This is a genomic window from Schaalia sp. ZJ405, assembly GCF_011038885.2.
GTDB lineage: Bacteria > Actinomycetota > Actinomycetes > Actinomycetales > Actinomycetaceae > Pauljensenia.
Window position 1 is genome coordinate 418,798 of the sequence record NZ_CP064952.1, and the last position, 23,930, is coordinate 442,727.

Sequence of the window (23,930 nt, forward strand, 5' to 3'; positions counted from 1 at the left end):
TCGTCTTTTCCGACAGAGTGTTCTACTCTTGAGTCACGCCAAAGAGGGCGGCAGTTGATCTCTGGTTTCGTTAGCGTTAACGAAACCGGGGAGGCCCAGGAACAACGTAGTTACTGGTACCCAAGGGGTGAGAAGTGACGAACTTACTTGAATTAAAGGGGATTTCCAAGACATTTCCCGGTGTCAAGGCACTGTCTGATGTGGATCTTGACTTGCGCGCCGGGGAAATTTTGGGACTCTGCGGTGAGAACGGTGCCGGCAAGTCGACGCTGATGAAAGTCCTCACCGGTATCCACAAAGCAGATCCGGGGGGTGAGATCTGGCTCCAGGGGGAAAAAGTTGAGATTCGCGGAACGAATCATGCTCGTGACCTCGGCCTGAGCATCATTCACCAGGAACTCAATATCATCCCGGACCTCACGGTTGCACAGAATCTCTATATCGGGCGTCCCCGCTCCCATCGGGGCGGCTACATTTCCGACCGTCAACTGGTCAAAGACGCGCGTGAACTCTTTGAGCGCCTCAATATGGAGCTGAACCCGAATGATGTCTGCCGCGATCTTCCAGTTGCTCGCTTGCAGATGCTCGAAATCGCACGTGCTCTGTCCTATGAGTCAACAAAGATCCTCGTCATGGACGAGCCGACGGCTCCGCTGACAACCACGGAAACGGATCAGCTTTTCGAGCTCGTTCACAACTTCATTACCCCGCAGACGGGCCTGATCTTCATTACTCACCGTATGCCCGAACTTGCACGCATGACCGATCGCATCGCAGTTCTGCGTGACGGTCAGTACATCGGAACGGTCGATACGGCCACAACCCCGATGCCCGAGGTCATCAAGATGATGGTCGGTCGTGCAGTCCCCGCGGATGCACGTCCCACCACGAAGCCGATCTCGGATGAAGTCCTTCTCAAGGTTGAAGGCTTGTCAACGAAGAAGACCGTCCATGACGTGTCCTTCGAGGTCAAGAAAGGTGAGATTTTCGGCTTCGCCGGTCTTGTTGGCGCGGGTCGTACCGAGGTCGCACGCGCGCTGTCGGGTGCTGACCCCCACACGGAAGGTGAGATCTTCATCAACGGACAAAAGGTGAAGATCCGCAATGCCACGGACGGTGTGAAGAATGGCATCGGCTACCTGTCCGAGGACCGTAAACAGTACGGTCTTCTCCTGGATAAGTCGATCGCTTTCAACACAGCGCTTGCGTCGATGGATCAATTCAATAAAGCAGCGGTGATTACGAGCGGCAAGATTGAAAAAGTCGCTCAAGAATACGTTGACAAGCTGCGTACCCGTTGCCCGGGAATCGACACCGAGGTTCGGGCACTCTCGGGTGGTAACCAGCAGAAGGTCGTCATTGCTAAGTGGTTGGTTCGTGACGCTGAGATCCTCATCTTTGACGAGCCAACACGCGGTATTGATGTCGGCGCGAAAGACGAGATTTACACACTGTTGGAAGAACTTGCCCGTCAGGGGAAGGCAATCATCGTGATTTCATCCGAGTTGCCGGAGGTTCTGCGGTTGGCCAACCGCGTCGCCGTGATGGCTCATGGCCGAATCATTGGCACACTCAATAACGAGGATGCCACCCAGGAAAGCATTATGGAATTGGCCACCGTCGGCCAGGAAGAAGTGAACGGAGAAGTCGCGTGAGCACCAGTGTCAACGCAAAGGCAGCGAAGACCCCAAACCCGGCGGCTGCCTTCCTTAATCGAAACATGCAGCTGCTCCTTGTGGCGGTTGCGCTTGTCATCATCTACGTCTACTTCATGTTTGCTGCGCCAGGATTCTCGCAGCCGAAGATCCTCACGGACATCCTCCTCCAGGCGGCATTCACTGGAGTCATGGCCTTCGGTGCGACATTCGTCATCGCAACCTCAGGTATCGACCTTTCCGTCGGTACGGGCATGACCTTGGTTGCAGTGATGGGAGGTGTCTTCCTTTCGGGTGATTGGATGAACCTTCCTCTGGGCGTGGGACTTATCCTCATCCTCGTCGTCGGTGCGTTTATCGGTCTGATCAACGGTATCAACGTCTCTTTCCTCGGTCTGCCACCGTTTATCGCAACGCTCGCAATGATGATGGTCGCGCGCGGTCTTGCCCTGGTGATCTCCGGAAAAGCAACGATCTCCATCGCGAACAGCGGATACATCGCCCTGTCGACGGGATCGCTCATTCCGGGACTGTCTAACGCTGCGCTGATCTTCATTGTTCTGACGATTCTTGCTGCCTTCCTTCTCAACAAGACTCTGCTTGGCCGTTACGCACTGGCAATCGGATCGAACGAGGAAGCCACGCGTCTTTCCGGTGTGAATGTCCGCCTGTGGAAGCTCATCATCTACACGGTCGCCGGTGTCTTCATGGCGATTGGCGCAATCCTCTACTCGGCACGATTTGGATTCGTTCAGCCTGCTGAGGGTGTGGGCTTCGAGCTCAACGTCATCGCCGCAACCGTTATCGGTGGAACCTCCCTCGCCGGTGGTCGCGCATCGATTCCAGGAGCCTTTGTTGGCGCGCTCATCATGGAGACTCTGAAGAAAGGCCTGACGATGATGGGTGTTCCCTCTGAGTGGCAGCTCGTTGTCACCGGTATCGTCGTGCTCCTCGCGGTCTTCATTGACAACATTCGCCGCGCTCGTGAGAACGCCGCCTGATCTCGGCATCCGCGAACATTATCCAGACTTACTGAGCACCCCGTTCAGTATTCATCGAGAAGAAAACGGACTCGCTGTCCACCAAATGAACAGGTTCAGAAATATCTGAACCACCCCACGAAAGGAAAACACATGCGCCCCATCGGACGTATCGTTGCCGCCGCTGCTGTCGGCACACTTGCCCTCGGCATGGCCGCTTGCTCCACATCGATGGACAAGGGCTCCGAAGGCTCAGACAAGGAAATGATGTCGGACTCTTCGGCTGAGGGTGAATCCGCTCTGCCGACCGAGCAGTCCGAAGAAGTTCCTGAAGGTGATGGTACCAAGACCATTTACCTTGTTTCCAAGGGCTTCCAGCACCGCTTCTGGCAGGCAGTGAAGGAAGGCGCTGAGGAAGCTGGCGAAAAGTACAAGTACAAGGTTGAGTTCGTTGGCCCCGACGATGAGACCAAGGTGACCCAGCAGCTCGATCAGCTCCAGGCTGCGTTGGACACCAGCCCCGCCGCGATCGGCCTCGCAGCCCTCGACTCGAGTGCTGCAACCCCGCTGCTCAACAAGATCAAAGATCAGAACATTCCTCTTATCGCTTTCGACTCCGGTGTTGATTCCGACATTCCGTTGACCACGGTTGCAACGAGCAACACCGATGCTGCCGCCGAAGCAGCCAAGCACATGATTGAGATGCTTGATGGCAAGACCGGCTCCGTTGGTCTGATCTGCCATGACGCTACCTCGGCCACCGGCAAGCAGCGTTGCGAAGGCTTCAAGGACTACTTCAAGAAGAACGCTCCCAAGGGCCTGATGCTCCTCGACGAGCAGATCGCTGGCGAGGTCGGCAAGGCTGCTGACACCTCGAAGGCCATTATCCAGGCGAACTCCGACATTGTCGGCATCTACGGCTCCAACGAAGCTGCTGCTTCGGGCGCCATCCAGGGCAAGAACGAGTCGGGCAAGTCCGAAGTTGTTGTTGTCGGTTTCGACTCTGGCAAGACCCAGATCGCTGCAATCAAGGACGGTTCGCAGGCCGGTGCAATCACCCAGGCTCCCAAGCTCATCGGCTTCAAGACGGTGACCGCTGCAATTCAGGCACTCAACAACATCCCGCTGCCGAAGGTCATTGACTCCGGCTTCTACTGGTACGACAAGTCCAACATTGACGCCGAGGACATCGCTCCGAACCTCTACGAGTGATCCGAGGATCCTGGACACATCAACCCAGGACGGTGATACGGACCGGTACATCAGATCCGGCACGTAACACCGCCTAGCTCAAAGCCTGCTGTGGTCGGGCACCGGGACACAGACCGTGCCCGACCACAGCAGCTCACACATATCAGGCGCATATATCGTGTGCGGTCGTGCCGCTTTGGCAAAGCCCACCGGCGTTTGCTGCGTCAACGTCAGCATTAACGGTGATAGGGGATTTCCCAACAGCACCCGAAAATATACGCCGATACCAAGGAATCCGAGGGGCTTGAATGGCCCCCAACACCACTTATAGATGAAAGAAGATCAGAGAAGACATGAGCCATCATCCCCGTATCGGAATCCGCCCCGCGATTGACGGCCGCCGCCGTGGCGTCCGCGAAAGTCTGGAAGACCAGACAATGGGCATGGCGAACCGCGTCGCCAAGCTGTTCACCGAGAATCTGCGCTACCCCGACGGCGAACCCGTTGAGGTTGTCATCGCCGACACGACAATCGGTCGCGTCCACGAAGCGAAAGCATGCGCCGAAAAGTTCCAGGCAAACAACGTAGGCCTGACCCTGACGGTCACCCCGTGCTGGTGCTACGGCACGGAAACCACGGACATGGATGCGACGATGCCGCACGCGATCTGGGGTTTCAACGGCACTGAGCGTCCCGGCGCGGTCTACCTTGCCGCTGCGCTTGCAGGCCACGCCCAGATCGGTATCCCCGCTTTCGGTATTTACGGCAAGCAGGTTCAGGATGCCGACGACGAGTCAATTCCCGAGGACGTGCGCCAGCGTCTCCTCGACTATGCAACTGCCGGTCTTGCCGTCGCGCAGATGCGTGGCGAAGCGTATCTGTCGATGGGGTCAGTGTCGATGGGTATTGCCGGCTCAGCTGTGACCCCCGACTTCTTCGGTCCCTACCTGGGCATGCGTAACGAATACATTGACATGTCCGAGTTCACGCGCCGTATCGACGAGGAAATCTACGACAAGGACGAATACGAGAAGGCCTACGCGTGGATCCGCGAGAACTTCACCCAGGGTGAAGACTTCAACGATCCTGAGGGTCAGTTCCCCGAGAAGCACGAAGACTGGTGGAAGTTCGTCACGAAGATGACGCTCATTGGTCGTGACCTCATGCACGGTAACCCGAAGCTTGCTGAGCTGGGCTTCGAGGAAGAGGCGGGTGGCCACGGAGCCATCGCTTCCGGTTTCCAGGGACAGCGCCAGTGGACGGACCACTTCCCCAACGGCGATGTCATGGAGACCATTCTCAACACGAACTTCGACTGGAATGGTGCTCGTCAGCCCTCCGTCATGGCGACGGAAAACGACTCCCTCAACGGCGCATCAATGCTCTTCGGTCACCTGCTGACGAATACTCCGCAGATCTTCTCCGATGTGCGCACCTACTGGTCACCCGAGTCCATTGAGCGTGTCACCGGATGGAAGCCTGAGGGTCGCGCCGCGGCCGGTATCCTCGACTTGCGTAATTCCGGCTCGACGACTCTCGACGGTGCGGGCAAGGCCGTCCGCGACGGTGAGAATGTCATCAAGCCCTGGTGGGAGATTACCGAGGACGATCAGAAAGCCGCCCTTGAGGCAACAACATTCCACCCGGCAGCCACCGGATACTTCCGTGGTGGCGGCTTCTCAACTCACTTCCGTACCTCCGGTGAGATGCCGGTGACGATGTGCCGCATCAACCTTGTGCGCGGCCTCGGACCGGTCATGCAAATCGCCGAGGGCTGGACCGTTGAGCTGCCCGACGAGGTGGCAACGATCATTGAGAACCGCACGGACCGTGCCTGGCCGACAACGTGGTTCGTTCCCAACCTCACCGGTGAAGGTGCGTTTGCATCCGTGTACGACGTGATGAACAACTGGGGAGCTAACCACGGTGCGATCTCCTACGGTCACATCGGTGGTCAGCTCATCACAATGGCCTCAATGCTCCGCATCCCGGTGAATATGCACAACGTTCCCCAGGAGCGTGTCTTCCGCCCGAAGGCATGGTCGCTGTTCGGTACCGAGTCCCCCGAGGGCGCGGACTACCGTGCATGCCAGACCTTCGGTCCGCTCTACCGTTGAGATGAATCTCTGACCATGTCATGAGGTCTTTTGGGGACGAGGACGGACCGACTTTCTCCACGAATGCACGGCTGTACTTGGCGGCTGCGCTTCGTGGAGGGGTCGTCCTCCTCGTCTCCCTCAACCTCCCGCTCGCGCTCAGTCAAGCGCGTTTTAGTGAGCCCGGCATGACGACGTGGCTCTCACACTCTTGCGGACGAGGATCCGGCACCGGGCTGGTATCCTCGTGCTCGTCCTCGTCCCCGAAACTTCGTGCGCACAGGCAAGGCAATGTCGCAGGCCAAGGTGCGCTGTGGAACACAAAGGAACTCAGATGACTACCGCACTTGCTGTCGACCTCGGATCGGCTTCCGGGCGTGTCTTAGCTGGGACGCTCCGCGAGGATGGCCGGATCGACGTCACCGATGTCCATCGTTTCAAACATCAAGCACAACGACACCACGGGTCGCTGATCTGGGATGTTGACACAATGTGGGACGAGGTCGTTGTCGGTCTGCGCAAGGCTGTTGAGCAGTTCCCCGACGCGGTCTCTGTTTCCGTGGACACGTGGGGCGTTGACTGTGTTCCACTTGATGCTCACGACGAGCGTGTGGGCGAGGTCCGCGCGTACCGTGACGAACGAACCCAGCGAACGCTTGATGAGTTCCGCTCTCGGATTTCCGATCGTGAGTTCTTCGCCCTCACAGGCATTGAACCGGCGACGATCAACACAGCGAATCAGCTTGTCGCATTGACCATTGAGGAACCCGAGCTTGCCGAGCGCATTGACACGTTCCTCTACCTTCCCGACTACTTCGCGTGGAAACTCTCCGGCGTTAAGGGCTGGTCACGGTCGATTGCGTCGACTTCTGGTCTGTGTGAGCCAGGATCCCCCCGATTCTCCAACGAGGTCTTCTCGCGCCTTGGACTGAATCGCGACTGGGTGGGTGAGCTCAGCGACGACCTGACCGTTGTTGGTCAGTGCACTGTTGAGGGGCTGGAGATGCTCACCGTCGTGCGCGGCGGTGCCCACGATTCCGCGTGCGCTGTTCACGGGCTCCCCATTGACGAGGGCGTGCGCGCGTACTTCCTGTCGTGCGGTTCCTGGTCGGTGCTGGGTGCGCTGGAGGATCATCCACTGGTGTCCGACGCGGCGTTTGAGCTCGGGTTGACGAATGAATCGCGGACCGACGGGGGAGTGCGACCGCTGTTCAACATCACCGGGATGTGGATCCTTCAGGAGATTCAGCGTCAGTGGGAGCGTGAAGGGACCCCGACGGATACCGATGAGCTTGTTGCTCAGGCTCGTGAATGTCCGCCCTCGCCGGCGTATTTCAATCCCGATGACCCCTACTTTGCTGAGCCTGGGCAAATGCAGCAGAAAATTGACGAGGCAATGGACAAGCAGGGGGCCCCGCGTCCAACGACGAAGCCCGAGTACGTCCGTCTGATTATTGAATCCTTTGCTCAGCGCTATGCGCGGGCCATTGATGAGCTCACCGCGATCACCGGGGTTAAGCCCGATCAGCTCAATCTGGTTGGTGGGGGAGCGCGTAACCATCTTCTCTGTGACCTCACGGCTCAAGCCTCGGGGGTGCGTGTTGTTGCCGGACCGATTGAGGCTTCAACCCTCGGATCCCTTCTTGCACAACTTGAAACCCTCGGTCACCTCGATCCGCGTGACCGCCCATCTGTGATTGCGAAGACAGCGAAAACTCATGCCCACTCGCCCGCAAGTAACTAAGAAAGTGTCGCTGGCTGACGTTGCGGCGTTGGCCGGAGTGTCAACGAACACGGTGTCGCGCGTTGTGCGCGGGGATGCCGAGGTGGCCGATAAAACCCGCAAAAGAATCAGTCGGATCCTTCAAGAGGTGGGGTATCGTCCAAATCTTGCGGCCCGGGCGCTTGCGTCCAATCGGACGGGTGTTCTCCAGGTGCTGCTGGCTGCCCCGATGTTTCACGGGCATGGATCGGTGCTTTTGTCGGTCCTCAACGCGGGCTCGCAGGCCGGATATCACGTGTCTTTGTCGAATGCTTACGGCGTTGACCGGATGGGGACCTCGAATGTCACCCCTTTCGACGTTGACGGAGTTGTCATTCTCGGTGGACAGGACCCGACTGTGGACCTTGCCCTCGAAATTGGCCGGCGACTGCCGACGGTGCTCGTTCTGACATCCGAGCGGGAACTGGAGAATATCTCAACGGTGTCAGTTGACAATGTCCGCGGGGCGAAACTTGCAACCGAACACCTGCTTCAGCAGGGTGTCACAGACATCATGCATATTTCTGGACCTCGGGGCTGGTCGGATGCCGTGGGAAGGCGCACCGGTTTTGAGTTGGCATGTGCGGAAGCCGGTGTTGAGGGGCGTGTCGTTGAATCGGATTCCTGGGATGCTCAGGAGGGGTATGACGCGATGCGTTCACAGTTCAGGCTCCCTCAGGCTTTGTACACCGCGAATGACCAGCTTGCCTTGGGGGCGATGCGGGCGATTTACGAACGAGGAGCGAGCGTCCCTCGGGATGTGCGTGTTGTTGGGTTCGATGACCTCGACGGAGCCGAGTGTTTCTGGCCTCCGCTGACATCGATTCGTCAGCCTTTTGATCGGGTTGGGCGCACCGCGGTACGCCTCGTTCGATCAATGATGGATGGTGCCGATCCGCAGGATATTTCCATTGACCCCGAACTGGTGATCCGAGCCAGCTCGCTGCTTTAGCTCAGAAGTTTCACTCTCTGTGATGAAAGGACAGAATCTATGCTGTATGGACCAATGACTCACCCTCAGTTCCTCCGGGCCTTGGCCGCTGCCGGTCACGGATCGAAAATTCTCCTGGCCGATGCGAATTATCCGCATACGACGGGTGTTAATGAGCGCTGCGAACTCGTGTCGCTCAACTTCGCGCCCGGGATGCTTGATGTGATCCAGATCCTGGAGGTGCTCAAGCGCACGATCCCCATCGAGAAGGCCGAAATCATGACCCCGGCCGCGGATCAAGCTCCCGTTGATATTCCGATTCACGATGAATTTAAGGCTCAGCTCCCCGATGTTGAGTTCGGGGAACTCTCGCGTTTCGACTTCTACGAGGCCGCACGTTCACAGGATGTCGGCATCATCGTTGCCACCGGTGAGCAGCGACTGTACGGCAACCTTCTTTTGACGGTCGGTGTTCGTCAGCCCGGGGAGTGATACTTTCGTTTTTTCTTTCGATTGTCTCGGGCAGCGGCCCAGCATCATTGCGATGCTGGGCCGCTGAGCTTATTGGGCGAATAGTTACTGAAAATTCGCCGAAAATGCCGTGAGTGTTCGAGGTGGACTCGGGTGGAGAAAAGACGAAAAAGTTGACAATCAAACCTCTTGCATCCTTTCGTTTAATTTACTAAACTCGCTTCATAAGAAAGCGAATCGAAAGTTGTATGGTCGCGAAGAGGTGATCAGATGGGACGCGTAGAGCGCACTGATTTCATCCTGAACCGCCTTGCTCAAGAAGGCGAGGTGAGTGTCTCAGCGCTCGCGGATGCCCTCAACGTGTCCCCTGTTACCGTTCGGACAACGCTCAAGGAACTCGAAGATGGGGGATACCTTGTGCGCACTCACGGTGGGGCGCGTCCGACAACTTTCAGGAACATCCGTTTGCGGCAAAACGATCGGATCGAAGAAAAAGAACGGATCGCACGTGCCGCTGCGCAGATGGTTCGCGATGACGACCGAATCATGATTGAAGCGGGCACCACGTGTGCCCTCTTGGTCAAATACCTCGCCGGGAAACGTGGTGTACAGGTCGTCACCAACTCGCTCCTGGCATTTGCTAATGCGCGTTCCAACCCGCGTCTTGACGTCACACTCACCGGAGGGCGATTCCGCGCCGAATCAGAATCCCTCGTGGGACCCGTCACCGAACGCGCCATCAATGACTTCAACGCCCGCCTCGTGTTCCTGGGAACCGATGGCTTCACCGTTGAACGGGGACTCACCACGCAGCTCGTCGAAGGCGGGCAGGTGGGAACCATCATGCGTAATCGCGCAGAAGAGACCTGGCTTCTCGCTGACTCATCCAAATTCGGGCGAGCCGGTTTTGTCAGCTATATGGGGATCGAGGATGTCGCGGGGATCATCACCGACAGCCAACTTCCCAAAGAATCCATCAAGGAATTGACCGAGCGTACACAGCTACGCATCGTCTAGGAGGAAACACATGGCCACCATCGTGGTGATGCCCCAGCTGGGCAACTCTGTTGAGTCGTGCATTATCGTCGAATGGAGCGTGAAAGAAGGCGACACTATCTCCGTCGATCAGACTCTCTGCTCGATTGAAACAGACAAGTCCACTATGGAGGTTCCCAGCACCGACGCTGGAACCGTTCTCAAACTCCTGTGGGACGAGGGCGACGAGGTCCCCGTCAAGGATCCCCTCCTCATCGTGGGCGAACCCGGCGAAGACATTTCCGACCTCGTTCCCGGAGGCTCCAGTGAAGAAGCTGCCGCTCCAGCCGAGGCCGAGGAATCTTCCGACACCGCCGCCTCTGCCACGACCCCATCCTTTGCAACGACAACCGCTTCGGGCGCAGTTTCCCCGCGCGCGCGTTCCCTCGCAGGAGCCAAAGGCATCGACACCTCAGCGATCACCGAGGGCTCCGGACCCCACGGACGCGTCATTGAGCGTGACGTGCAGGCCGCAATCGCCCAGGGACCCGCATTGACGAACGCTGCGCGCATCCAGGGTGGAACCGCTGCCGAAGGCACCGGCATTGGTGGACGTGTGACAACGGCCGACATCGCCGGCCAGGGAGCGCAGACCACCGATGCTCCGGCAGCATCGTCCTCGGCCCCCGTTGCAATCCCCGCGGCAGACTTCCCCGGAGCAACGGAATCAACCCAGCTCAAAGGTGTGCGCAAGGTTGTTGCTCAGCGCATGATGGAATCGCTGGCCGAGACTGCGCAGCTGTCCTACACCGTGTCGGCTAAGGCCGAGGGCCTCATGGCGATGCGCAAGAAACTGAAGAACTCTGACGAATCCCTTGGCCTGAGCAAGGTTACCATCGGTGATCTCGTGGGTTACGCCGTCGTCAAGACCGTTGCGAAGTACCCGGCGTTCAACGCGACACTTGAAAATGGAACCTTCACGAAGTTTGAGCAGGTTCACCTCGGGTTCGCCGCTGACACGCCGCGCGGTCTGCTGGTCCCCGTTGTCCGCTCCGCCCAGGCGATGACCCTCAAACAGTTCTCCGCCGAATCCAAGCGTCTTGCCTCGGAGGCCATTGGCGGCACGATCAGCCCCGACTACCTCTCCGGCGGCACATTCACCGTGTCGAACCTCGGATCTTTCGGAGTGGAGACTTTCACCCCGATTATCAACCGTCCCCAGGTGGCAATCCTCGGTGTTGCCGCAGTCACGCCGCGTCCCGTTGTTCGCCCCGATGGCACGGTGGGAGTCGAACAGAGGATCGGGTTCTCGCTGACCGCAGACCACCAGGTCATTGACGGTGCGGACGCCGCCCGCTTCCTCAAGGACCTCGTGTCCGCCATTGAAAACATCGACGTCACCGTGCTCGCCTGAGCCTCACGCGCCCGATATCCCAAAGGAGAAACACACATGACTGAAACACACTTCGACGTCATCGTCCTGGGCGCAGGTCCCGGCGGGTATCTTGCCGCCGAGCGTCTTGGACACGCGGGGAAGAAAGTCCTCCTCGTTGAGGAACAGTACCTCGGTGGCACATGCTTGAACGTTGGATGCATCCCCACGAAGACCCTGCTCGCCGGCGCAAAGACATATCTGCACGCCAAAGAAGGCCAGCAGTTTGGCGTGACGGTGTCCGATGTCGCGGTTGACTGGCCACAGATGCAGGCCTGGAAGGAACAGGTTGTTCGGGGGCTCGTCGCAGGTGTCGCCGCAACGGAAAAGAAAGCCGGAGTCACCGTGGTCAACGCGCGCGGCCGCCTCGAAGGGGCTGGACGAGTCAGCGCTGATGGGACAACCTATACCGCCGAACACGTCATCATCGCGACAGGTTCAGTTCCCGCGATGCCTCCGCTTCCGGGAGTTCAGGACAATCCAGCAGTCGTTGATTCCACCGGCATCCTCTCGCTTCCCGAAGTTCCCAAGCGTCTCGCCGTGATCGGCGGCGGCGTGATCGGCGTGGAGTTTGCCTCGCTGTACTCAACCCTGGGATCCGAGGTCACCGTCATCGAAATGACGGAAGAAATCCTGCCGTTCATGGACAACGACATGGCGAAGAAGATGCGTTCGTCAATGAAGGGCATCACCTTTGAGCTCGGCTGCCGCGTTGAATCCGTTGAGGGGGCGACCGTTCGTTACTCCAAGGGAGACGAGCAACGCTCCTACGAGGCCGACGTTGTGCTCATGGCTGTTGGACGTCGCCCCGCAACCCAAGGATGGGGAGCCGAAGAGGCTGGACTTGAGATCAACCGCGGTGTTGTTGTTGACGACACGATGCGGACGAACCTGCCGAATGTGTGGGCGATCGGTGACGTTACCGGACGTTCCCTGCTGGCCCACGCCGCCTACCGTATGGCAGACGTTGCCACGGCGAATATCCTCGATCCCGAGGCCGCCAAGCGCGGTGAGGTTATGCGCTGGAACACCGTGCCGTGGGCCGTGTACTCGCTTCCCGAGGCCGCTGGAGTTGGCCTCACCGAATCAACGGCGAAGAAAGAGGGCCGCGAGGTTCTTGTTGCCAAGGTTCCCGCTCAGATGTCGGGTCGTTTCATCGCGGAGAACGGCTTCAAGGCACCTGGTGAAGCAAAGATCATTGCCGATCCGAAGACGCATCAGATCCTCGGTATTCACGTGCTTGGCACGTACGCAGCCGAAATGATCTGGGGTGCTCAGGCTGTCCTTGAGATGGAACTGACCATTGAAGATCTCCGCCAGGTCGTCTTCCCCCACCCAACGGTTTCCGAAGTCATTCGCGAGGCCGCCTGGGCCATGAAACTCTGATTCTCTGCACCATATCGAAGAAAGAAGCTGACGAAATGACGAAGTCACTGATTATTGATCCCGCCCAGGTGCGAGCCCCCGGGCGCGTCGAATTCCCCGAAGTTCCGATCAACCAATATTCCTTCAACCTGGATACTGAGCTGGGTCGCTACGGCAAAGACGGCATGGTGAACATGCTCCACGACATGATTGTCGTGCGGACTTTTGAGTCGATGCTTGACTCGATTAAGAAGACCGGTGCGTGGGAAGGCATCGAATACAACCACCGTGGCCCCGCCCACCTGGGTGTTGGCCAGGAATCGGCCTACGTCGGTCAGGCCGCGGTCCTTAGCCCAGACGACCAGGTCTTTGGTTCGCACCGTTCGCACGGTGAAATCCTCGCCAAGTGCTACTCCGCGATGCGTCAGATTTCCGCCGAGGACCTCGAAACGATTATGAAGGGCTTCCTTGACGGAGAAACCCTGTCCTACGCTGAAAAGATCGGCTACGACGGGACGCTGGACCTCACCGAGAACTTCATTCTTTTCGGCGCTCTCGCTGAGATCTTCGCCCGTAAGTCCGGGTTCAACCGCGGCCTCGGTGGCTCAATGCACACCTTCTTCCTGCCTTTCGGTTCCTTCCCGAACAACGCCATCGTCGGTGGCTCAGCCCCGATCGCCAACGGTGCCGCGCTGTTCAAGCGGATCAACCGCAAGCCCGGCATCGTCGTTTCCAACGTCGGTGATGCCGCCCTCGCCTGTGGCCCCGTGTGGGAGGCCATGAACTTCGCTGGCATGGATCAGTTCCGGACCCTGTGGCGCGAGGAAGACGGTGGCAACCCGCCGATCCTGTTTAACTTCTTCAACAACTTCTACGGAATGGGTGGACAGACCTACGGCGAGACAATGGGCTACGACGTCCTCGCTCGCGTGGGTGCGGCCATCAACCCCGAAGCCATGCACGCCGAACGTGTCGACGGCATCAACCCGCTTGCCGTTGCCGACGCAGTGTCGCGCAAGAAGAAGATCCTCGAAGAGGGACGCGGCCCGGTCCTCATGGACACGATCACGTACCGTTTCTCGGGTCACTCCCCGTCGGACGCGTCCTCGTACCGCACGAAGGACGAGGTCGACCTGTGGGAAGGCGTCGACTGCATCAAGGTCTACTCCGATCTGCTCATCGAGAACGGCCTGACCACGCAGACCGACATCGACAACTACACGGCGGGACTCACCGAGAAGCTGACGAAGGTTCTGCGCCTGGCCATTGACGAGGACGAGACACCCCGCGTTGCCGACGGTTACATCGACACCGTGATGTTCTCCAACACCCCGACCGACAAGATGGACGAGGGCGAAGCGGAGATCGACCTCGAGGATAATCCGCGTGTCAAGGCCATTGCCAAAAAGGTCCGCAGCTCTGTGGATGAGAACGGCAAGCCCGTGTCGAAGATGCGCATGTACCAGTTCCGTGATGGCCTTTTCGAGGCGATGCTCCACCGCTTTAAGGAAGACCCGACGATGGCTGCATGGGGCGAGGAAAACCGCGACTGGGGTGGCGCCTTTGCCGTCTACCGTGGTCTCACCGAGGCCCTCCCGTACCGTCGTCTCTTCAACTCTCCGATTGCCGAGGCGTCGATCGTTGGCGCGGGTGTTGGTTACGCAATGGCCGGTGGTCGTGCGGTTGTTGAACTCATGTACTGTGACTTCCTCGGACGCTCCGGTGATGAAGTTTTCAACCAGATGGCGAAGTGGCAGTCGATGTCCGCTGGCCTGCTGAAGATGCCGCTCGTCCTGCGTGTTTCCGTGGGCAACAAGTACGGCGCCCAGCACTCCCAGGATTGGACGGCGCTTACCGCTCACATCCCCGGCCTCAAGGTGTACTTCCCGACCACGCCGACCGATGCGAAGGGCATGCTCAACCTCGCCCTGCACGGCACTGACCCGGTGGTCTTCTTCGAGTCGCAGTTGCTTTACGACAAGGGTGAAGATTTCGAGCCCGGAGGCGTTCCCGAAGGCTACTACGAGACCCCCGAGGGTGAGCCCGCGATCCGACGCGAAGGCAGCGACATCACGATTGCCGGCTACGGTGCAACGATCTACCGCGCACTTGAAGCGGCCGATGTTCTCCAGGAGAAGTACGGTATGAGCGCCGAGGTCATTGACCTGCGTTTCATCGCCCCGTTGAACTACGACAAGCTCATTGAGTCCGTGAAGAAGACGGGCCGCCTGCTGCTGACCTCGGATGCGGTCGAGCGCGGCTCCTTCCTCAACACGGTTGCCGCAAACGTTCAGACCCTCGCTTTCGACGCCCTTGATGCGCCGATCGCGGTTGTCGGATCTCGCAACGGCATCACCCCCGGACCCGAGTTGGAGTCGTACTTCTTCCCGCAGGTCGACTGGATCATCGACGCGATCCACGAGCGCATTGTTCCGCTCCCAGGACACACGCCGTCGTCGAACCAGACCGAAGCTGAGCTCGCTCGGCGTCACCGTCTCGGACTCTGATCCCTGCGGCTGGGTCGGGTTCCGTCAGGACTCGGCCCAGCCCGCCGGGCACCCCGCTGTCCGACTCATTACCGAGGACGACGCCGTCCTCGCCTCGCCGGTGCGACAACACGAGCGCCGCCATCGGCCGGCGTGATCATGTGCGGCGCTTTCCCGTGACTCTCTGCCTGAATTCTTAACTATTTCCCCCGCTTGATGTGAAGAGGACCCGATGGATGCCACAAACGATGTGACTCTCAGCCAGGAGCAGCGCCTCGCTGCGCTGCGCACCCAAGCCGCTCAGGAGAATTTCCCCCAGTGGGTTCCCGAATCGAATAACCACATTCACACGTGCTACTCCTTCAGCCCGTACACCCCAACCGCCGCCGCCTTGAATGCGCGCCGCGCCGGGTTGCGAGTCGTTGGATCCGTTGATCATGATTCGATCGCCGCGGCTCCCGAGATGAGCGAAGCAACGAAAATCCTCGGCATGGGGTCTGTGACCGGTTTCGAGATCCGCGCAGTTTTTGACCCCCAGGGGCCACTCAACAACCGCAAACTCAATAACCCAGACTCTCAGGGCATCGCCTACATGACGGTTCAGGGCGTGCCTCATCAGAACCGGGAGAAAGTTGCCCAGTGGTTGGCTCCCAAACGGGCGGCGCGTTTGGAACGCACACTGAAGATGGCCGCTGCGGCAAACGACATCCTCACAGGCCTGGGGCTCGATCCCTTTGATCCACAGCGCGACATGGTGGATATCTCGCAATACGCGAACGGAGGCGGAATCACCGAGCGTCACCTCCTGGCAGCGATGGCGACGGCGCTGATCACAGGCTTTGGTCACGGGCAGCCCCTCGTTGACGGACTGACATCAATGGGCGTGAACATCCCCGCGAAACTTGTTGACGTCCTCGGAGACGAAAACAACCCGCACCTGATGTACGACCTGCTCGGCGTGCTCAAATCCGAGTACCTTGAGCGCATCTACATTCAACCCACAGATGAGCTGCCCACCACCGAGGACGTCGTTGCCTTCGCCGACTCGGTGGGTGCCATCGCGACCTACGCCTACCTCGGTGATGTGTCTGCCTCGCCGACAGGGGACAAGAAAGCAGAAAAATTCGAGGATGAATTCCTTGATGAACTTTTCGAGGCGATGGAGGCTAAAAGCCTGCGCGCTGTGACGTATATGCCGCCGCGAAACACAGCTGAACAGCTTGAACGCATTCATACGCTGGCCACGAAACACGGCATGCTTGAAATCTCCGGTGTTGACATTAACCAACCTCGTCAATCCTTCAACTGTCCGGAGCTGCGTCGTCCCGAATTCGCCGACCTCAACGAGGCGACGTGGGCAATGGTTGCTCACGAGGCACTGTCCACCGTCGACCCCGAACTCCATATTCTCGGCGAGGGTCGCCTCACCCCTCAGCGGCTCGCCCAAAGGATTGCCGAGTATGCCCCGCTTGGTCGTGCCATCGCAGATGGGGAAGACCCGGCGGAGGTCGCTCAGAGGGCGACGCGGGCCTGAGACCTGACTTTAGGCGAGGCCGCGTGCGCCGCGAATGCGGCGTCGTCCTCGTTCATGACAGATCACTTTCACCCCGGATTGGGGATAATTAACAAAGGACACTGATATGACACACGCACCGTTGCTTCGGGGACTGTTCCTGAGCGGGCTGGGACGCCCCGTCATCGTTCGTCCCACGACGGGCACCCCGGCACTGACGCTTCCTGAGGACCTGACAACTGCATCACCTGCGGATATCGAAGGCGTTGAATTTCCCGCCATCGTTGCCGTGGGAAACGAAACCTACGAGGTGTCCTTGACGACACGTGGGGAACGCGAAATCTCCGGACGCATCGCTGTTGTCACCGGCGGGGCTCAGGGGTTCGGCGCAGAAATCGCCAAAGGTCTTGTTGACCAAGGGTGCTTCGTGTACATCGCTGACCTCAACGCCGAAGGGGCGATCGCGAAGTCAAAGGAACTTGGATCCGACATTACCCATCCGATCACCGTCAACGTCTCCGATGAGGACTCGGTTGCAGCGATGGCCGAGGAAATCGAACGCGTGACCGGCGGACTTGACCTGGTTGTCTCAAACGCCGGAATCGTCCGCGCTGGGTCGGTACTTGAACAAGACGCTGCAATGTTCAAGCTGTCCACGGACATTAACTACGTGGCTTTCTTCCTGGTAACAAAGCACCTCGGGAAGCTTCTTGCACGCCAGCACGAGACCAGTGGTGCATGGCTAACCGACATTATCCAGATCAATTCCAAGTCCGGACTGGTTGGCTCGAATAAGAACGGTGCCTACGCCGGCTCGAAGTTCGGCGGTGTTGGTCTCGTGCAATCTTTCGCCCTTGAGCTGATTGAGCACGGGATCAAAGTCAACGCCATCTGCCCGGGAAACTTCTACGACGGGCCGCTGTGGTCCGACCCTGAGAAAGGGCTGTTCGTGCAGTACCTCAACTCCGGGAAAGTCCCCGGAGCAACAACCGTTGCCGAGGTCAAGGCCGCCTATGAGGCGAAGTCGCCGATCCACCGTGGAGCCAATGGGCTGGATGTTCTCCGTGCCCTCTACTACGTCGTTGAGCAGGCATACGAGACCGGTCAGGCGGTGCCCGTCACGGGTGGTCAGGTCATGCTGTCCTGAGGTGCCCCACGATTCCCTAGCTTTCATATCCTTAGACATTGACAGAAAAGAGAGACGACATGAGTGAGATTCCCTCCACCCAGTACGCCATCCAAATCGTCGGCGCGGAAGAATTCCGCGTCAATACAGAAAAAGAAGTCCATAAGGTCGGTCCCCACCAGATGATGCTCGAGGTCGAGGCCTGTGGGATCTGTTTCTCCGATACGAAGCTGCTCCACCAGTTCTCCACCCACCCGCGTAAATCCGAGGTTGTCTCCGGCGTCGACGCGAACGCGCTCAAGGACATCCCCTCATACTGCCCCGGCGATCAGCCCACCGTCCCCGGACACGAACCCGTTGCCCGCGTCATCGAAGTTGGCGATCAGGTCACGCATTTCTCAGTGGGTGACCGCGTCCTCGTTCAGGCCGACTGGAAGCACCTGCGCACCGCGAAATCCAACGGGGCTTTCGGTTACAACTTCGAGGGTGCATTGCAGGAATACGTCGTCGTTGATGAACGCTGCGTTGTGTCACCCTCGGGTGAAGAGTTCCTCATCCACGTTTCCGATGGTCCATCAGCGGCTGCCGTTGGCCTCATTGAGCCCTGGGCAACGGTTGAAGGATCCTACGCCTGGAAGGAACGCAACCACCTCGCCGATGGGGGACGGCTCCTCGTGGTCGGCGACGGAGACGTTGACGCCCTCACCCAGGCGCATGCTCCCGCCGAGATCGTCCGCATCGGAGCTGGCGAGGTTTCCACGGTTGAGGGTCAGGAATTCGACGACATCATCTACTTTGGATCCGACGCCGAAACAATTGAAAAAATCGCCGTTCTCATTGGCACGCGCGGGGTCCTGTGCGTTGTCCTAGGAGGGGGCACGATCGAGCGCAAGGTGTCGCTCGACATTGGCCGCGTGCACTACGACTTCACGCGTTTTTGCGGCACCACTGGAAACGACCCAGCCGAGGGGTACGCGTGGATTCCCTCGAACGGTGACCTGCGTGAAGGCGACAAGATCGGCATCATCGGTGCTGCCGGCCCAATGGGGCAGATGCACACGATGCGCGCCGTGACCTCCGGTGTCAAGGGCATTTCCGTTGTCGGCACAGACCTGTCGGATGAACGACTTGCTGGCCTTAAATCCGTTGTCGGCCCGGTCGCTCAGAAGAACGGTGTCCCGCTCGACATCGTCAACACCACAACCACGCCGCTTGAGCCCGGGTACACGCACATCACCGTGCTCGTTCCTGTTCCGGCGCTGGTGTCGCAAGCCGTTGACTTGGCTGCCGAGGATTCAATCCTCAATGCCTTTGCCGGAATCCCCGCAGGAACATTCGGTGACTTCGATCTCCAAGGCATCATCGAGCGCCGCATCTTCATGCTCGGTACCTCCGGTTCCGATGTCTCCGACATGCGCACGGTCCTGCACAAGATCGAAGAGGGAATCATCGACACGACGATCTCTCTCTTTGCGATCACCGGTATGGCAGGATTTGGCGATGCCATCAACGCAGTGATCAACCGGACTTCCGGCGGCAAGATCATGGTCTTCCCGAAGCTTCACTCACTCGGACTGACCCCGCTGTCGGAACTGGCTGAGAAACTGCCTGAGGTCGCTGCGAAACTCGATGACGACGGACTGTGGACGAAGGAAGCCGAAGAAGCTCTCATGGCTTCAGGCCTGTGAGCCTCACGTGGTTTCGCGTCTGTGAGCGTCTTTGGCGCTGAGTGAGGACACTCGTCGCTGAAGAACACATCAGGGCCGGTTGCACAAGGAAGTGCAACCGGCCCCTTTGTCCCCCAAAGACTCTTGTTCAGCCCATGACGTGCGCTGGAGGAGGCGCCTCGTCCTCGTCCCCGAAATTGAGGGACTACTGCCAGAAGTCGAGCTCTTCCGTGATGCCAATGTCGGCGGCACGGAAGTGCGGGTCGAGCCCGGCGGCGCGCTGACGGCGATAGTCGCTGGCGCAGTCGATGGCTTTCTTGCCCAGAACAAGGATCACCGGCAAGTTGATGAGAACCATCAGACCCATGAGGATGTCGCCGATCGCCCACACCGTGGAGAACTCCATGAGGGCACCGGCGAAAACGAGGAGAACTGCGACGGAACGGAAGATCGCGTACCCCCACGATGGGATCTGGCCGTGCTTGCGCAAAAGGAAACGGAAATTCACTTCCGCGTAGTAGAAATTACCGATGAGCGTTGTGAATGCGAAGACCAGCAACGCCGCGGAAACGAAGGGGTGGGCGAAACCGGCAAAAACCGTGGACATCGCGGACTGGACCAGAGGTGCTCCTGTGACGTCATCGCCGTAGGCAACCCCCGTGGAAAGAATGAGGAACGCGGTGATCGTGCAGATGATCATCGTGTCGATAAAGACCGACATCATCTGGACAAGCCCTTGCTTGACAGGGTGCGATACGGATGCCGAGGCAGCGGCGTTAGGGGCCGAGCCCACACCGGCCTCGTTTGAGTACAGGCCTCGCTTGATGCCCAGCATCATTGCCGAACCGGCAAAGCCGCCGAAAATTGCCTGGAAATCGAAGGCCTGCGAGAAGATTGCGCCGAACATCGCGGGAATGTTCTGCCAGTTGATGCAGATGACGATCAGGGCAACACCGACGTAAATGATCGCCATGATCGGCACAATAACCGCCGTGACGGCAGTCAGGCGGCGAGATCCACCGAAGATTGAGGCTCCCATCGCAATGGCCAGAACGCCGCCAACAATAACGGGGGTCCATGTTGGGTGAGACCAGGAATAGCTGGTGAAGGCCTCCGCGACGTTAAATGATGCGAGAAGATTGAATCCACCCATGTACGTGACGATGAGAATGACCGCGAAGGACATCGCGAGTCCTGGTTTCTTCAGAGCAATCAAAATGTAGTAGGCGGGGCCGCCGTGGGAGTCGCTGCCTCGCGAGCTGCGTTTCTTGTAGATCTGAGCGAGGGTCGATTCAATGAATGCCGTCGCTGACCCGAGGGTGGCGATCATCCACATCCAGAACACGGCTCCGGCGCCGCCCGTTGCGATTGCCGTGGCGACGCCCGCGATATTGCCAACGCCGACGCGCGAGGCCGTGGACACCATGAGAGCGCGGAATGACGAGAGTTCACCCTCATCTTTCGGTGGCTCTGTGACGACTCGGATCGACTCTGCGAACATGCGGATGGGAAGCGCGCGCGTTCGGATGAAGAAGTAGAGACCTCCACCGACCAGCAGAGCAACGAGGATATAGGTGTACAGTGCGTCAACGACGACGGTGAGTGCATTGTTGATCGCGGTCATTACATCTGCGAACATCGGATTCCTTTGGTTTTCTGGCACACGTTGATGAGTGGGTGTGGTTGAGTGCTCCGGTCAAGCCGGTGCACTCTTGGCGCATGCGACAACTGCTGCATGCGTGACGCGTGTGTCTGAGTGTCAACTCTCCGAGGTGTTTTCGCTCCTCAGAGGTTAAGTCTTCATGACCCACGCGTGGGGCACAGGCGGCTCATTGACAAGGATTTTGACATTCTCCTTGCGTTGGGCGCACGCTGCATCCATCTGAGATGGCGATAGTTTACCGAGCCAAGGGGAATTCGGGAAAGTCTGATGGTGATGTGGGGTGCGGGAAGCTGGCCAGTTGGCCAGCTCTCGTTCTCCTCTTCTCTTCTGCGTGCGTGCTATCGAAAAGGCCACGCACGGACGCCAGAACCTCGCCCAACCTCTTCTTCCACGTGTGCGCCGCCGAGGAGTGGTCGCGGACTTGTCGACAGCTCAGAAGATGGGGCACAGCTCTCATGAACGGTCTTACTCGCGAAATTTAGCCGTTTTTGCCACCTCCTCCCTGGTGAGCTGGGTTACGTGTGTACATCACATTTTGTTCAATTGGGGCGAGCGATCGGCAAAAATCGTTGAGAATCCGGGGAACTTGTCTCGCTCGTATCGTCGGACGGTAAGCGAGCCTGATTTGACTGGACGCTGTGTGGGTGGGTAGTGTTTTTTCTTGTCGCTTGGCTGGCTTTGTGGTTGGTTGGGTGGTGGTTGGTCCTTTCTGGCTTTGGCTCTGTTTGTGGGGTTGGGGTTGGTTTGTGATTGGTGTTGTTTGTGAACTCGATAGTGTGTTTGTTTGTTTTTATGCCTGTTTTTTGTTTTTGAGTTGTTTTTGGTTGGGATTGCCTGGGTTGGCTTGGCTGTTGTGGTTGGGTTGGTTTGGGTTTTTTCGAGTTTTTTGTTCGGAGAGTTTGATCCTGGCTCAGGACGAACGCTGGCGGCGTGCTTAACACATGCAAGTCGAACGATGATGCGGTGCTTTTTGTGCTGTTGATTAGTGGCGAACGGGTGAGTAACACGTGAGTAACCTGCCCTCTTCTTTGGGATAACGGTCGGAAACGGCTGCTAATACTGGGTATTCACTTTCCTTCGCATGGGGGTTGGTGGAAAGCTTTTGTGGTGGGGGATGGGCTCGCGGCCTATCAGCTTGTTGGTGGGGTGATGGCTTACCAAGGCTTTGACGGGTAGCCGGCCTGAGAGGGTGACCGGTCACATTGGGACTGAGATACGGCCCAGACTCCTACGGGAGGCAGCAGTGGGGAATATTGCACAATGGGCGAAAGCCTGATGCAGCGACGCCGCGTGAGGGATGTAGGCCTTCGGGTTGTGAACCTCTTTCGCTCATGGTCAAGTCTGGGTTTTGGGCCTGGGTGAGGGTAGTGGGTAAAGAAGCGCCGGCTAACTACGTGCCAGCAGCCGCGGTAATACGTAGGGCGCGAGCGTTGTCCGGAATTATTGGGCGTAAAGGGCTTGTAGGCGGTTGGTTGCGTCTGTCGTGAAATTTCCTGGCTTAACTGGGGGAGTGCGGTGGGTACGGGCTGGCTTGAGTGCGGTAGGGGAGACTGGAATTCCTGGTGTAGCGGTGGAATGCGCAGATATCAGGAGGAACACCGGTGGCGAAGGCGGGTCTCTGGGCCGTTACTGACGCTGAGGAGCGAAAGCGTGGGGAGCGAACAGGATTAGATACCCTGGTAGTCCATGCTGTAAACGTTGGGCACTAGGTGTGGGGGCCACCCGTGGTTTCTGCGCCGTAGCTAACGCTTTAAGTGCCCCGCCTGGGGAGTACGGCCGCAAGGCTAAAACTCAAAGGAATTGACGGGGGCCCGCACAAGCGGCGGAGCATGCGGATTAATTCGATGCAACGCGAAGAACCTTACCAAGGCTTGACATGCGCCCTGAGCCACTAGAGATGGTGGTGCATTTGGTTGGGGGTGTGCAGGTGGTGCATGGTTGTCGTCAGCTCGTGTCGTGAGATGTTGGGTTAAGTCCCGCAACGAGCGCAACCCTTGCCCTATGTTGCCAGCACGTTGTGGTGGGGACTCGTGGGGGACTGCCGGGGTTAACTCGGAGGAAGGTGGGGATGACGTCAAATCATCATGCCCCTTATGTCTTGGGCTTCACGCATGCTACAATGGCTGGTACAGAGGGTTGCGATGCCGTAAGGTGGAGCGAATCCCTTAAAGCTGGTCTCAGTTCGGATTGGGGTCTGCAACTCGACCCCATGAAGGTGGAGTCGCTAGTAATCGCAGATCAGCAACGCTGCGGTGAATACGTTCTCGGGCCTTGTACACACCGCCCGTCACGTCACGAAAGTTGGTAACACCCGAAGCTCATGGCCTAACCGTTTTGGGGGGAGTGGTCGAAGGTGGGATTGGCGATTGGGACGAAGTCGTAACAAGGTAGCCGTACCGGAAGGTGCGGCTGGATCACCTCCTTTCTAGGGAGCCTCGTTTTGGGGAATGCTGTGCGCGCGTGTTTGTGTGTGTGGTGTTTTTCTTGTGTTCATGCTTGTTGATCATGCGTTGTGTGTGGTGGGTGTGGGCGCGTTTTGGGGTTGCAGGCGTAGGTAATGGATGAGCATGCTGTCGGGTTCAGGTTCAACATTGTGTGGCCTGTGGCTTGCATCTGG

Annotated in this window: 16 protein-coding genes and 1 rRNA gene; 16 read left to right on the top strand and 1 reads right to left on the bottom strand. The window is 58.5% G+C overall.

Annotation, left to right across the window (positions count from 1 at the left end):
- Positions 1–134 precede the first annotated feature (134 nt).
- The 15 genes from G7Y41_RS01790 (at position 135) to G7Y41_RS01860 (ending at position 19,671) form a co-directional block, all read left to right on the top strand.
- Positions 135–1,655, top strand: a complete 1,521-nt coding sequence (locus G7Y41_RS01790; RefSeq protein ID WP_165217496.1) for a sugar ABC transporter ATP-binding protein — start codon at positions 135–137, stop codon at positions 1,653–1,655.
- Positions 1,652–2,656, top strand: a complete 1,005-nt coding sequence (locus G7Y41_RS01795; RefSeq protein WP_165217499.1) for an ABC transporter permease — start codon at positions 1,652–1,654, stop codon at positions 2,654–2,656. Before G7Y41_RS01790 ends, G7Y41_RS01795 begins: the two co-directional genes overlap by 4 nt.
- Before the next feature lie 132 nt (positions 2,657–2,788).
- Positions 2,789–3,847, top strand: coding sequence for an ABC transporter substrate-binding protein (locus tag G7Y41_RS01800; protein ID WP_165217501.1), 1,059 nt, complete (start codon positions 2,789–2,791; stop codon positions 3,845–3,847).
- A gap of 332 nt (positions 3,848–4,179) precedes the next feature.
- On the top strand, positions 4,180–5,943 hold the full coding sequence (locus G7Y41_RS01805; RefSeq protein ID WP_165217503.1) for an L-fucose isomerase: 1,764 nt from the start codon (positions 4,180–4,182) through the stop codon (positions 5,941–5,943).
- 20 nt (positions 5,944–5,963) lie between these two features.
- Complete coding sequence (locus G7Y41_RS01810) at positions 5,964–6,260, top strand: hypothetical protein (RefSeq protein WP_165316233.1); 297 nt, start codon at positions 5,964–5,966, stop codon at positions 6,258–6,260.
- Positions 6,257–7,666, top strand: coding sequence for a rhamnulokinase (locus G7Y41_RS01815; RefSeq protein WP_165316234.1), 1,410 nt, complete (start codon positions 6,257–6,259; stop codon positions 7,664–7,666). Before G7Y41_RS01810 ends, G7Y41_RS01815 begins: the two co-directional genes overlap by 4 nt.
- Complete coding sequence (locus tag G7Y41_RS01820) at positions 7,641–8,636, top strand: LacI family DNA-binding transcriptional regulator (protein WP_165316235.1); 996 nt, start codon at positions 7,641–7,643, stop codon at positions 8,634–8,636. The genes G7Y41_RS01815 and G7Y41_RS01820 overlap by 26 nt, the downstream gene beginning before the upstream one ends.
- Positions 8,637–8,675: 39 nt before the next feature.
- On the top strand, positions 8,676–9,107 hold the full coding sequence (locus tag G7Y41_RS01825; RefSeq protein WP_165316236.1) for an RbsD/FucU family protein: 432 nt from the start codon (positions 8,676–8,678) through the stop codon (positions 9,105–9,107).
- 249 nt (positions 9,108–9,356) lie between these two features.
- Complete coding sequence (locus G7Y41_RS01830) at positions 9,357–10,103, top strand: DeoR/GlpR family DNA-binding transcription regulator (protein WP_165217515.1); 747 nt, start codon at positions 9,357–9,359, stop codon at positions 10,101–10,103.
- A gap of 10 nt (positions 10,104–10,113) precedes the next feature.
- Positions 10,114–11,475, top strand: a complete 1,362-nt coding sequence (locus tag G7Y41_RS01835) for a dihydrolipoamide acetyltransferase family protein (RefSeq protein WP_165316237.1) — start codon at positions 10,114–10,116, stop codon at positions 11,473–11,475.
- A 36-nt stretch (positions 11,476–11,511) separates the two neighbouring features.
- Entirely contained in the window at positions 11,512–12,879 is a 1,368-nt protein-coding gene (gene lpdA, locus G7Y41_RS01840; RefSeq protein WP_165316238.1) for a dihydrolipoyl dehydrogenase, read from the top strand.
- A 35-nt stretch (positions 12,880–12,914) separates the two neighbouring features.
- Complete coding sequence (locus G7Y41_RS01845; RefSeq protein WP_165217522.1) at positions 12,915–15,365, top strand: alpha-ketoacid dehydrogenase subunit alpha/beta; 2,451 nt, start codon at positions 12,915–12,917, stop codon at positions 15,363–15,365.
- 211 nt (positions 15,366–15,576) lie between these two features.
- Complete coding sequence (locus G7Y41_RS01850) at positions 15,577–16,878, top strand: PHP domain-containing protein (RefSeq protein ID WP_165316239.1); 1,302 nt, start codon at positions 15,577–15,579, stop codon at positions 16,876–16,878.
- Between the two features lie 106 nt (positions 16,879–16,984).
- Positions 16,985–18,004 carry an SDR family NAD(P)-dependent oxidoreductase gene (locus G7Y41_RS01855; protein WP_165217526.1) on the top strand — a complete coding sequence of 340 codons (1,020 nt, stop codon included), beginning with the start codon at positions 16,985–16,987 and terminating at the stop codon, positions 18,002–18,004.
- A gap of 59 nt (positions 18,005–18,063) precedes the next feature.
- On the top strand, positions 18,064–19,671 hold the full coding sequence (locus G7Y41_RS01860) for an alcohol dehydrogenase catalytic domain-containing protein (RefSeq protein WP_165316240.1): 1,608 nt from the start codon (positions 18,064–18,066) through the stop codon (positions 19,669–19,671).
- Between the two features lie 184 nt (positions 19,672–19,855).
- On the opposite strand, the gene G7Y41_RS01865 is transcribed toward G7Y41_RS01860, so the two are convergent.
- Positions 19,856–21,289: an alanine/glycine:cation symporter family protein gene (locus G7Y41_RS01865; RefSeq protein WP_165316241.1), complete on the bottom strand. Its 1,434-nt coding sequence runs from the start codon at positions 21,287–21,289 to the stop codon at positions 19,856–19,858.
- Positions 21,290–22,200: 911 nt separating this feature from the next.
- Between G7Y41_RS01865 and G7Y41_RS01870 the strand changes: the two genes are divergently transcribed.
- Positions 22,201–23,738, top strand: a 16S ribosomal RNA gene (locus G7Y41_RS01870).
- Positions 23,739–23,930 lie beyond the last annotated feature (192 nt).

What these genes read in the sequence shown, in the direction of transcription:
- G7Y41_RS01805 (WP_165217503.1), top strand. Translation starts at nt 4,180, where the DNA reads ATGAGCCATCATCCCCGTATCGGAATCCGCCCCGCGATTGACGGCCGC.
- G7Y41_RS01835 (WP_165316237.1), top strand. Translation starts at nt 10,114, where the DNA reads ATGGCCACCATCGTGGTGATGCCCCAGCTGGGCAACTCTGTTGAGTCG.
- lpdA (WP_165316238.1), top strand. Translation starts at nt 11,512, where the DNA reads ATGACTGAAACACACTTCGACGTCATCGTCCTGGGCGCAGGTCCCGGC.
- G7Y41_RS01820 (WP_165316235.1), top strand. Translation starts at nt 7,641, where the DNA reads ATGCCCACTCGCCCGCAAGTAACTAAGAAAGTGTCGCTGGCTGACGTT.
- G7Y41_RS01855 (WP_165217526.1), top strand. Translation starts at nt 16,985, where the DNA reads ATGACACACGCACCGTTGCTTCGGGGACTGTTCCTGAGCGGGCTGGGA.
- G7Y41_RS01810 (WP_165316233.1), top strand. Translation starts at nt 5,964, where the DNA reads ATGAGGTCTTTTGGGGACGAGGACGGACCGACTTTCTCCACGAATGCA.
- G7Y41_RS01830 (WP_165217515.1), top strand. Translation starts at nt 9,357, where the DNA reads ATGGGACGCGTAGAGCGCACTGATTTCATCCTGAACCGCCTTGCTCAA.
- G7Y41_RS01845 (WP_165217522.1), top strand. Translation starts at nt 12,915, where the DNA reads ATGACGAAGTCACTGATTATTGATCCCGCCCAGGTGCGAGCCCCCGGG.
- G7Y41_RS01815 (WP_165316234.1), top strand. Translation starts at nt 6,257, where the DNA reads ATGACTACCGCACTTGCTGTCGACCTCGGATCGGCTTCCGGGCGTGTC.
- G7Y41_RS01800 (WP_165217501.1), top strand. Translation starts at nt 2,789, where the DNA reads ATGCGCCCCATCGGACGTATCGTTGCCGCCGCTGCTGTCGGCACACTT.
- G7Y41_RS01850 (WP_165316239.1), top strand. Translation starts at nt 15,577, where the DNA reads ATGGATGCCACAAACGATGTGACTCTCAGCCAGGAGCAGCGCCTCGCT.
- G7Y41_RS01865 (WP_165316241.1), bottom strand. Translation starts at nt 21,289, where the DNA reads ATGTTCGCAGATGTAATGACCGCGATCAACAATGCACTCACCGTCGTC.
- G7Y41_RS01825 (WP_165316236.1), top strand. Translation starts at nt 8,676, where the DNA reads ATGCTGTATGGACCAATGACTCACCCTCAGTTCCTCCGGGCCTTGGCC.
- G7Y41_RS01860 (WP_165316240.1), top strand. Translation starts at nt 18,064, where the DNA reads ATGAGTGAGATTCCCTCCACCCAGTACGCCATCCAAATCGTCGGCGCG.